1 protein-coding gene is annotated in these 544 nt (G+C 64.0%); it reads right to left on the reverse strand.

The features are described from left to right. Positions 1 to 122: 122 nt before the first annotated feature. On the reverse strand, positions 123 to 544 hold a 422-nt coding region (locus AC1DR6_RS22885; protein ID WP_476831570.1), incomplete at its 5' end, for a hypothetical protein.

Genomic DNA, 544 nt, shown 5'->3' on the forward strand with positions numbered 1-544 from the left:
CTCTGCCAGAAGCTTTTCGAGGAAAGGCGCAAAGCGCGGTCCATGCGTGACCACGCATTGGGCAAGGTGCAGGATTACGGGCTCAAGGCGCGCGAGCGTCAGCTCCGCCTTCGGCTTGGCTGTCATGACCGCCGTCCCGCGGCGGGCGGAGTGGGCGATGGCACTATCAACTCAAACCGCTCGCCTGAATCCGGCAGCCGAACGCCTCTTTCAACAAGCCAGGCACGCCAGGCTGCGCCATCCGCGCCATCAGGTTCAAGCTGCTGAAGTCGAGGCAGAGCAGCTGCCGCTTCGATCAGCTCGCCGGCAGCTACCGTCAAAGAGCGGCCTGAGCGGGCTTCGGTAAATGCGAACGAGACCCTTTTGCCGGCAGTCAGCCGGCATAGCACCACCTGCCACCAGGACAGCGTCCATGGCTCCACGACCTCGATAGTTGCCGCATCCGGATCTTGTGGCCGCATGAGCCAGCGTCGGTCCGCGAGATAGGTCTGTGCAGCGATCGGATAGGTCCGGCCGGCCGCCTTCCAGGCAACGTGGAATGGCT

It is taken from the genome of Allobosea sp. P5_A5 (assembly GCF_056400625.1).